A 9,223-nucleotide genomic window follows, 5' to 3' on the forward strand; every position below is an offset into this window, starting at 1 on the left:
CCGGCCTCCCGGACCCGCGCGTTGGAAAAAGCGCGCGAACTGCCTGCGGATGCCGTTATTTTCGATCTCGAAGATGCTGTCGCCCCTGAAGAAAAAGAAGGCGCGCGCGCGACTCTGGCAAAGGCCCTTAGTACCGGTGGATACGGCCGGCGCCTGAAAATTGTGCGCATTAACGGGCTGGATACGTCCTGGGGCGCGCAGGATGCACGCGCCGCAGCAGAAACGGATGCAGATGCCATTCTGCTGCCCAAGGTGAACAGTGCAGCCGACCTGGACAGCCTTGCCGGGGTATCAGGCGGCAAACCGCTCTGGGCCATGATGGAAACTCCGATGGGCATGCTCAATGCTGCCGAAATCGCGGCACACCGGCAGCTTGATGGCATGGTGATGGGAACCAATGACCTCGCGAAAGACATCGTGGCGCGCTACCGGGCGGACCGCCTGCCGCTGATGAGCGGCTTAGGTCTGTGCCTGCTCGCTGCCAAAGCGCATGGCCGGGCCATCGTTGACGGGGTTTACAACGCCTTCAGAGACGAGGACGGTCTGAAAGCAGAATGTGAACAGGGCCGCGATATGGGTTTTGACGGAAAGACCCTGATCCATCCCGCACAGATTTCGGTCGCAAACGACGCCTTTTCTCCGACGCCGGAGGATGTGGATCTGGCGGTCCGTCAGATCGAAGCCTATGAGGTCGCGGTCGCAAATGGCGAGGCGGTTGCGGTCGTTGACGGACGCATCGTCGAAAACCTTCATGTTGCCACCGCCCGCGAAACACTGGCAAAGGTGAAAGCGATAAAGTCGATGAACGCGGAGTGAACACATGATCTTCATCCTTGCCGGCCTGATCCTCTGGACCGGCGCACATTATTTCAAACGACTGGCGCCGGCAAAACGCTCCGGACTGGGCACTGCAGGCAAGGGTGTTGTGGCAGTGGGGATCGTTGCGGGTCTGGTGCTGATGATCCTTGGCTATCGCGGCGCTGATTTCATCCCGGTCTGGTCGCCGCCAGCTTTCCTGATGCATGTGAACAATACGCTGATGCTCTTTGCGCTCTGGGTTTACGGCTCAAGTGCTGCAAAGGGTGCCAAGGCATGGCCGGCCTATAAAATCCGCCACCCTCAGCTGACGGGTTTCAAGATCTGGGCTGTTGCTCACCTGCTGGTGAACGGTGATCTTGCCTCGATCGTGCTGTTCGGCGGGCTGCTGGCATGGGCTGTCGGAGAAGTCATTCTGATCAACAAAGCAGAGCCAGACTGGACACCGCCGGAGCGCGCAGGCATGGCGACACGCGTGCGCCTCGCCGTGATCACGCTGGTGCTCTACGGGCTGATTTCGGCCATTCACATCTGGCTGGGCGTCTGGCCTTTCCCTGCGTAACGGCGAGGTAGCCATATGAAACTCTACCGGTTTTTGTCTGAAGAGGACTCATCTGTCTTCTGTCATAAAGTGACAGAGGCGCTGAACAAGGGGTGGGAGCTGCATGGCAGCCCGACCCAGACGTGGGATCACGCCGCAGGGGTCATGCGGTGCGGCCAGGCGGTTATCAAAGACGCGCCCGGCGCCTATACGCCGGACGTGAAACTCGGAGCGCAGTGATGGCGGCCAAAACCAGTTCCGGTCGTTTTTTCGAAGACTATAAACCGGGGCAGATCATTACCCATGCGGTGCCGCGCACCGTTGGTCCCGCAGAGCGGGCGCTCAACCATATGCTCTATCCCGCGCGGCACGCACTATATTCGTCCGACGAATTCGCGCGCAGTTGCGGACTCAGAGCAAGCCCGCTTGATGATATGGTCGCATTTCATGTGGTGTTCGGAAAGACGGTGCCGGATATCTCGCTGAACGCTGTGGCGAACCTCGGGTATGCCGGAGCGCGCTGGCTGCTGCCCGTCTGGCCGGGCGACACATTGCGGGCCGTTTCTGAAGTGATCGGTGTCAAAGAAAATTCCAACGGAAAATCAGGCGTGGTCTGGGTGCGCACCCGCGGGCTGAACCAGCGTGACGAAACCGTTCTGGAATACGTTCGCTGGGTCATGGTGCGCAAACAGGATATCAACGCCCCGGCGCCTGAAACGGTCATCCCGGAGCTCGCCGTTGCCGTGCCCGCAGACCGGCTTGTGGTGCCGGAGGGTCTCGATTTCAGCCAGTACGACTTTGAACTTGCCGGAGAACCACACCGCTGGGGCGACTATACGACCGGTGAAAAAATCGATCATGTGGACGGTGTGACCATCGAGGAAGCCGAGCATATGCTGGCAACGCGCCTCTGGCAGAATACCGCAAAAGTGCATTTCGATGTGTCGGCGCGCCCGGACGGGACGCGGCTGATTTATGGCGGGCATGTGATCTCGATGGCCCGTGCGCTCAGCTTCAACGGTCTTGCGAATGCGCAGATGGTGGTCGGGCTCAACGCCGGGGCACATGCAAACCCCTGTGTTGCAGGCGATACCGTCCGGGCCTGGTCTGAAGTGCTCGACAAGGCGGAAACGGCAGCTCCTGGCGTCGGTGCGTTGCGCCTGCGTCTCGTGGCAACCCGTGGCGGCACCCCGTTTGAGCTGCGCGGCGAGGACGGGAAATACCTGCCCGATGTTTTGCTTGATCTGGACTATTGGGCGCTGATGCCGATGTGAGTTAAGCTGGCGTCAGGGACACTGGTGTTCGGGGAGACACGAAGGGCATGCTGATACTTGCCGTCATATTGAACTGCCTTGCGGCAGGCATGCTCTTCTGGGGGGCCGCTCAATATACCCTCGGCTCGGTACCTGCTGATTATCACGCTGAAATCCTTGAAAAAGAAGGCGTTGAACTCTCGCCTCACATGATCGGAATTCTGGCCTCTCTCTATCGCTCTCTTGCGGCGACGATGGCGGCGCTCGGTGTGATGATCCTGGTTCTCTCACTGGGGCCTGTGGCGCAGGATGCCGTCTGGGCGCAGGGGACAGTGGCAATGGCGGGCAGCCTCTTTGCCGCGGCGGCCACACTCGGGCCACTCGCAATCGAGGGCGAAACGGGCGTGCGCACCCCCTGGCGGGCTGGTCTTGCATTTGGCGGCGTGATTTTCGCCGGGTTTTTACTTGCCCTGATCGGCTGATACCGCCTGTGCAACGATACATATTCGCATCAGACCCTTCGGCGGCTGAGTTGCCCTCGTTGACCGGAGCGCGCAGACCGCGCTATTGTCGCGGCAGCGGGGGCGCATCAGGACAGGCATCATGCAAACTGACATTTCCCCCAAAAGCTATGGAACGGCCGTTGCTCTTTGCGGCGTTTTCGGCACTGCTGGTATCCACCACTTTTACCTCGGCGATTTCTGGCATGGTCTTGCAGACCTGACACTGCTGGTTCTTGCCATCACGTTCTTTGTTCAGGGCAACGACGGACTGGGAATTGCCACATTGCTGGCAGACGGAGTCCATACAATTGTTATCTTTTACCTGCTGATTACGGGTCAGTGGCGAGACGGCAAAGGTCGCATTGTCGCGATACCATCAATGACCTGACAACTGATAGGACAGTGACAATGGCAATGACAATGACAGACAATTCACCCCCTGTCGGGCAAAGCGATAAGAGCTTTGTCGCGGCTGTACTTCTGTGCTTTTTCCTTGGCCCCCTTGGCGTGCACCGCTTTTATCTGGGCAAGACCGGCACCGGCATCCTCTGCCTTGTGACCCTCGGCGGTCTGGGCATCTGGAGCCTCATCGACTTCGTGCGCCTTGTAGTCGGCTCCATGAAAGACAAAAACGGCCTCCCGCTGCGCCGCTGACAGGTATTCAGGTAAAATTCGGATGCATGGCGCGCGGACCGTTGTAGTCTCGCGCCATGTTCCGTTTCGTTATCCCTGCTTTGCTCGCCGCTTTTGCAACTCCGGTACAGGCATGTGGCCTTGCACTGGTTCTCGCCGTCGATGTGTCGGGTTCGGTTGATCCCGATGAATACCGGATCCAGATGCAGGGGCTGGCGGCGGCCCTGCGGGACGGAACGGTTGTGGATGCGCTGACCGAACAGCAGGCGATGCTTACCCTTATTCAGTGGACAGGGTCATCGCGCCAGCGACAGACGATCCCATGGACTACAATCCGGTCGGCCAGCGATGTGGCAGACCTTGCGCAGGCCATCAGCGACGATAAACGCATCTGGCGCAATTTTTCCACAGCTGTGGGCGAGGCGGTTCTTGCGGCTGAAAAAGCTCTTGCCGCGGTTCCGCACTGCACCCGCAAAATCATCGATGTCTCCGGTGACGGCATTTCGAACGAAGGCGTTGCTCCTGACACCCGCCGGGCCGCACTCGACAGTATGGGTGTTACGCTCAATGCGCTGGCAATCGAGACCGATGAGACAGACCTTACCGCGTGGTTTTTCGAGAACCTTATCCACGGCGAGGGCGCTTTTGTTATCACTGCCAACGGGTTCACGGATTATCCCGAACAGATCCGTCGAAAGCTGCAGCGCGAGACGACCCGAAAGCTGAGTTTTCTCAGGCAATGTGATCACAGCAGATTTCCGCGTGATCACAAACCCCCGGAAAATGCGAAGAATTGCACGAACCGCGCCAAATAACCGCGCCCTGACGGCCCCCTTGCACGTGACAAGCGCGCAATAAAGAGTACAAATAACGTCAGGGAACAAAAGGAATCTGACATGGCTGATGTGAACAGGGGCAATCGTCCGCTTTCACCGCATCTGACAATCTATCGCCCGCAGCTGACCTCGATGACATCCATTCTTACGCGGATCACCGGCAATGCGCTGCTGATCTCTGCGCTGCTTGTGGTCTGGTGGTTTCTGGCCGCGGCCACATCGCCTGAGTATTTTGCCGTGGCCGATGGTGTTCTGACCAGCTGGTTCGGCGATCTGGTCATGGTCTTGTCACTCTGGGGGCTGTGGTATCATACGCTTGCAGGCGTCCGGCATCTGATCTGGGATCAGGGCGTGGGCCTTGACCTCGAAACCGCCTACAAACTCGGATATGCAGTCGTCGGCGGATCGTTTCTGCTGACGCTGCTGACCATTGCGGTTGTGCGCTGAGGAGGAACTGAGATGAGCTATCTGACAGACCGCAAGCGCGCCACGGGCATGGGCTCCGCCAAATCCGGCACCGAACACCACTGGTCGATGACCGTGAGTTCCGCGGCCTTGCTGGTGCTGATCCCGCTCTTTATCTTCACCTTTGGTCCGATGCTGGGCGAGCCCCATGATGTCGTCACTGCGTATTTTGCCCGCCCGTTCCCGGCGATCATCGCAACGCTGACCATTCTGGTGACCTTCAAACATTTTGCCGGCGGCGTTCAGGCACTGATCGAGGATTACGTGCACGGTAGCGCGCAGAAATTCGCAATGATCGCGATGACCTGCCTGTCCTGGGCCGCGGCGGCAACAGGGCTCTACGCGATGGTGCGTCTGGCTCTCTGACCTTCTGACGCGCGCCCTTCGCCGGCGCGCGCTTATTCACATCCGGGAGAAATTCCATGGCTGCTTACGAATACGAAACACATGAATACGACGTCGTTGTCGTAGGTGCCGGCGGGGCCGGTCTGCGGGCGACGCTCGGCATGGCCGAACAGGGTCTGCGCACCGCCTGTGTGACAAAAGTCTTTCCGACACGCTCACACACCGTCGCCGCCCAGGGCGGCATCGCGGCATCGCTGTCGAACATGGGGCCCGACAACTGGCAATGGCACATGTATGACACGGTGAAAGGCTCGGACTGGCTGGGCGATACCGATGCGATGGAATACCTCGCCCGCGAAGCACCCAAGGCGGTCTATGAACTGGAACACTACGGCGTGCCCTTCTCGCGCACCGAAGAGGGCAAAATCTACCAGCGTCCCTTTGGTGGCCACACAACCGAATTCGGCGAAGGCCCCGCGGTGCAGCGGACCTGTGCCGCCGCCGACCGCACCGGTCACGCCATTCTTCATACGCTTTATGGCCAGTCACTGAAGAACAACGCGGAGTTTTATATTGAATACTTCGCCATCGACCTGATCATGTCAGAAGACGGCGTTTGCCAGGGGGTCCTGTGCTGGAAGCTGGATGACGGCACGTTGCACCTTTTCGCCTCCAAGATGGTTGTGCTGGCTACGGGCGGTTATGGCAGGGCGTATTTCTCGGCCACCTCGGCGCATACCTGCACTGGCGATGGCGGTGGCATGACGGCCAGAGCCGGCCTGCCGCTTCAGGATATGGAGTTCGTTCAGTTCCACCCCACCGGCATCTACGGGGCCGGTTGTCTTATCACCGAAGGCGCGCGCGGAGAGGGGGGATACCTCACCAACTCCGAAGGCGAGCGGTTCATGGAACGCTATGCCCCGAATTACAAAGACCTTGCACCGCGCGATTACGTCTCGCGCTGCATGACCATGGAAATCCGCGAAGGCCGTGGTGTCGGCAAAAATAACGACCACATCCACCTTAATCTCAACCACCTGCCCCCTGAGACCCTGAAATTGCGCCTGCCGGGCATATCGGAATCCGCGCGGATCTTCGCAGGCGTGAACCTCAACAAAGAGCCGATCCCGGTACTGCCGACAGTGCATTATAACATGGGCGGAATCCCAACGAATTACTGGGGCGAGGTGCTGGCTCCGACCAGGGACGACCCGGACCGCGTGTCACCCGGCCTCATGGCTGTGGGCGAGGCGGGCTGTGCCTCAGTACACGGTGCCAACCGTCTGGGCTCGAATTCGCTCATTGACCTTGTGGTCTTTGGCCGGGCCGCCGCGATCCGTGCCGGTAAAATCGTCAGCCCTGACAGTGCTGTGCCCACGCCCAACGAGGCCTCTGTCAAGGCCGCACTCGACCGTTTTGACAACACACGCTACTCCAAGGGCCACACGCCCACGGCCGAACTGCGTCTGGAAATGCAGCAGACCATGCAGAAAGACGCCGCCGTCTTCCGCGCCAATGAGACACTCGCCGAGGGCAAAAAGGCGATGGATGAGGTCGCCGGCAAATACACTGATGTGGGCGTCACGGACCGCAGTCTGGTGTGGAACTCCGACCTGATGGAGACGCTGGAACTTGCCAACCTCATTCCCAACGCCGTGGCGACAATCACCGCCGCCGAGGCGCGCAAGGAAAGCCGCGGCGCGCATGCCCATGAGGACCACCCGGAGCGCGACGACGAGAACTGGCGTATGCATTCGCTGATCTGGTTCAAAGGCAACAAAGCCTCGCTCGGCTATCGCGGTGTGCACGAACAGCCGCTGACCAGCCACAATGACGGCGGCATCGATCCTAAGAAAATTGCCCCAAAACAAAGGACTTTCTGATGCAGACACTGAAAAAGATGACAGCCGCAGCCCTTTCCGCGGCCATGATGATGGCAACGGCGCCCGCAGCACTGGCGGACGGCCCGAGTGGCGCTTATACCGGCAAGGGCGGATCCGCCCACGCGGGCACGGCCTGGAACAACTGCCCCTGGGACCAGCGCGGCATGTACCGTGGCAGCCTGTACTGCCGGGTACCGGTCTATGGCACCGTCAGCCGCAGCCACCCGCATTGTCCGCCGCAGTATTACACCACGATGTATCGCGGCAGCCTTTATTGCTTCCCGAACCGCTGATGTGACGCGCGAAGGTCCGGATACGCTCAGACAGATGCGCCGGACCCTCCGTTCGGAGGGGATGGTGGTTCAGCCTGTCAAAACCCGCGCGCCTTACGTCAAAGGCTACGGGTTCACGCCAGAGGTCGTCTTTGATGTCGGTGTCGGCAGTGGCACGCCCTGGCTTTACCGGTCCTTCCCGGACGCGCGTTTTGTGCTCATTGATCCTCAGGAAAGCTGTGCTTCGATAGTGCGGGAAAAGGGGGTCCGGACGGAATTTCACTTTCATGCGGTGGCGGCCGGTGCGCAGGAAGGTCAGGCAGATCTTATCGTGCCGTGGTCCGACAAAGGATGCGAGATCGAAATGGCCAGCCTTCTGAAACGCACTGACAAGCTTTCAAAAAACTTTGTGCGCACTGACAAACACCCGGTTCAGGTTCGCCCCCTCGATCAGATCGCGCGCGGGTATCCCGGGCCTGCGGGCCTCAAAGTCGACACCGAGGGTTACGATATCGAGGTGCTGCGCGGTGCGCCGGAAACGCTTGCGCGGTGCGAATTTGTAATAATGGAACTGTCGCTCAGTCACCGCTTTGACGGGATCACAGCACCGTCCGACGCCGTTGCCCTGCTGAAAGACGCCGGTCTTGAACTGCGCGATGTGCTCAGCATCGCGTCCGGCCCGGGCAAACGCGCGCGGCCAAGATATATGAACGTACTTTTCACAAGGTGGGCCCAATGACCCGACTGCTTCTGTTTATTTCTCTCGTCCTTGTTGCCTGCACGCCCGTGCAGCAAGCCACAGATCAGGCCGGGCGGAGCACGGCGAAAACCATTCTGCCCGAGACGCTTGCGATCTACTTCCCGCAGGTGCCCAAGGAATTCTTTCAGCCTTTCACCGACTGCATCGTGGACAACGCCGATGCCAGTGAGGTCCAGTCTCTGGCTGCAGATGCCGTGACCGGAACAGATCAGGGCACCGCCGACACCGTGCGCGCCATTCTTGCGCGCGCTTCAACCCAGCAATGCCTTGCCGCTGCCGTCCCCGGTGCGGCAGTACCCCTCTGACTTCAGGACAGGAGACCCGATATGGTTCAACTGACGCTCCCGAAAAATTCCCGCATGACAAAGGGCAAGACGTGGCCCAAGCCCGAAGGGGCAAATAATCTGCGGACATTCTCGATCTATCGCTGGAACCCCGATGACGGGAAAAATCCGCGGGTAGATACTTATTTCGTGGATATGGACACCTGCGGTCCGATGATCCTCGATGCGCTGATCAAGATCAAAAACGAGATCGATCCGACACTGACCTTCCGCCGGTCCTGCCGCGAGGGCATCTGCGGGTCCTGCGCGATGAACATCGACGGGATCAACACGCTGGCCTGTATCTATGGCATGGATGAGATCAAGGGCGAGGTTAAAATCTACCCGCTGCCGCATATGCCGGTGGTCAAGGACCTGATCCCTGATCTCACGCATTTCTATGCACAGCATGCCTCGATCATGCCCTGGCTTGAGACCAAAACGAACCGTCCCGCCAAAGAGTGGCGCCAGTCGATCGAAGACCGCAAAAAGCTCGACGGGCTTTATGAGTGTGTGATGTGCGCCTCCTGCTCGACCGCCTGCCCGAGCTACTGGTGGAACGGCGACCGCTATCTGGGCCCGGCAGCGCTTCT

General features: G+C 59.6%; 15 protein-coding genes. All 15 read left to right on the forward strand.

Features of this window, described 5'->3' with window-relative positions; all coding sequences use genetic code 11:
• A partial coding sequence (locus tag Q0M35_RS14990; RefSeq protein ID WP_295316708.1) for a CoA ester lyase occupies positions 1–816 on the forward strand: 816 nt, incomplete at its 5' end.
• Between the two features lie 4 nt (positions 817–820).
• On the forward strand, positions 821–1,378 hold the full coding sequence (locus tag Q0M35_RS14995; protein ID WP_295316710.1) for an NnrU family protein: 558 nt from the start codon (positions 821–823) through the stop codon (positions 1,376–1,378).
• Positions 1,379–1,393: 15 nt separating this feature from the next.
• Complete coding sequence (locus tag Q0M35_RS15000; RefSeq protein WP_295316712.1) at positions 1,394–1,597, forward strand: DUF1737 domain-containing protein; 204 nt, start codon at positions 1,394–1,396, stop codon at positions 1,595–1,597.
• Positions 1,597–2,631, forward strand: a complete 1,035-nt coding sequence (locus Q0M35_RS15005; protein ID WP_295316714.1) for a MaoC family dehydratase — start codon at positions 1,597–1,599, stop codon at positions 2,629–2,631. Before Q0M35_RS15000 ends, Q0M35_RS15005 begins: the two co-directional genes overlap by 1 nt.
• A 47-nt stretch (positions 2,632–2,678) precedes the next feature.
• Positions 2,679–3,092: a hypothetical protein gene (locus Q0M35_RS15010; RefSeq protein ID WP_295316716.1), complete on the forward strand. Its 414-nt coding sequence runs from the start codon at positions 2,679–2,681 to the stop codon at positions 3,090–3,092.
• Between the two features lie 121 nt (positions 3,093–3,213).
• Positions 3,214–3,501, forward strand: a complete 288-nt coding sequence (locus tag Q0M35_RS15015; RefSeq protein ID WP_295316718.1) for an NINE protein — start codon at positions 3,214–3,216, stop codon at positions 3,499–3,501.
• 32 nt (positions 3,502–3,533) lie between these two features.
• Positions 3,534–3,767 carry a TM2 domain-containing protein gene (locus Q0M35_RS15020; protein ID WP_295316720.1) on the forward strand — a complete coding sequence of 78 codons (234 nt, stop codon included), beginning with the start codon at positions 3,534–3,536 and terminating at the stop codon, positions 3,765–3,767.
• Positions 3,768–3,823: 56 nt separating this feature from the next.
• Entirely contained in the window at positions 3,824–4,561 is a 738-nt protein-coding gene (locus Q0M35_RS15025; protein ID WP_295316721.1) for a DUF1194 domain-containing protein, read from the forward strand.
• An 81-nt stretch (positions 4,562–4,642) separates the two neighbouring features.
• On the forward strand, positions 4,643–5,029 hold the full coding sequence (gene sdhC / locus Q0M35_RS15030; RefSeq protein WP_169641661.1) for a succinate dehydrogenase, cytochrome b556 subunit: 387 nt from the start codon (positions 4,643–4,645) through the stop codon (positions 5,027–5,029).
• Between the two features lie 12 nt (positions 5,030–5,041).
• Positions 5,042–5,413 (forward strand): succinate dehydrogenase, hydrophobic membrane anchor protein, encoded by a 372-nt coding sequence (gene sdhD / locus Q0M35_RS15035; protein WP_295316723.1) that lies wholly within the window; start codon positions 5,042–5,044, stop codon positions 5,411–5,413.
• A 56-nt stretch (positions 5,414–5,469) separates the two neighbouring features.
• A complete protein-coding gene (sdhA, locus tag Q0M35_RS15040) occupies positions 5,470–7,275 on the forward strand; it encodes a succinate dehydrogenase flavoprotein subunit (RefSeq protein ID WP_295316724.1) in 1,806 nt (601 codons plus the stop codon).
• A complete protein-coding gene (locus Q0M35_RS15045; RefSeq protein WP_295316726.1) occupies positions 7,275–7,568 on the forward strand; it encodes a hypothetical protein in 294 nt (97 codons plus the stop codon). Before sdhA ends, Q0M35_RS15045 begins: the two co-directional genes overlap by 1 nt.
• Positions 7,569–7,629: 61 nt before the next feature.
• Positions 7,630–8,286: an FkbM family methyltransferase gene (locus Q0M35_RS15050; protein ID WP_295316728.1), complete on the forward strand. Its 657-nt coding sequence runs from the start codon at positions 7,630–7,632 to the stop codon at positions 8,284–8,286.
• Positions 8,283–8,612 (forward strand): hypothetical protein, encoded by a 330-nt coding sequence (locus Q0M35_RS15055; protein ID WP_295316730.1) that lies wholly within the window; start codon positions 8,283–8,285, stop codon positions 8,610–8,612. Before Q0M35_RS15050 ends, Q0M35_RS15055 begins: the two co-directional genes overlap by 4 nt.
• 21 nt (positions 8,613–8,633) lie before the next feature.
• Positions 8,634–9,223, forward strand: a 590-nt coding sequence (locus Q0M35_RS15060; protein WP_295316732.1) for a succinate dehydrogenase iron-sulfur subunit, incomplete at its 3' end; no start/stop codon positions are given.

Origin of the sequence: Roseobacter sp. (assembly GCF_024639605.1) — a bacterium.
Lineage (GTDB): Bacteria > Pseudomonadota > Alphaproteobacteria > Rhodobacterales > Rhodobacteraceae > Roseobacter.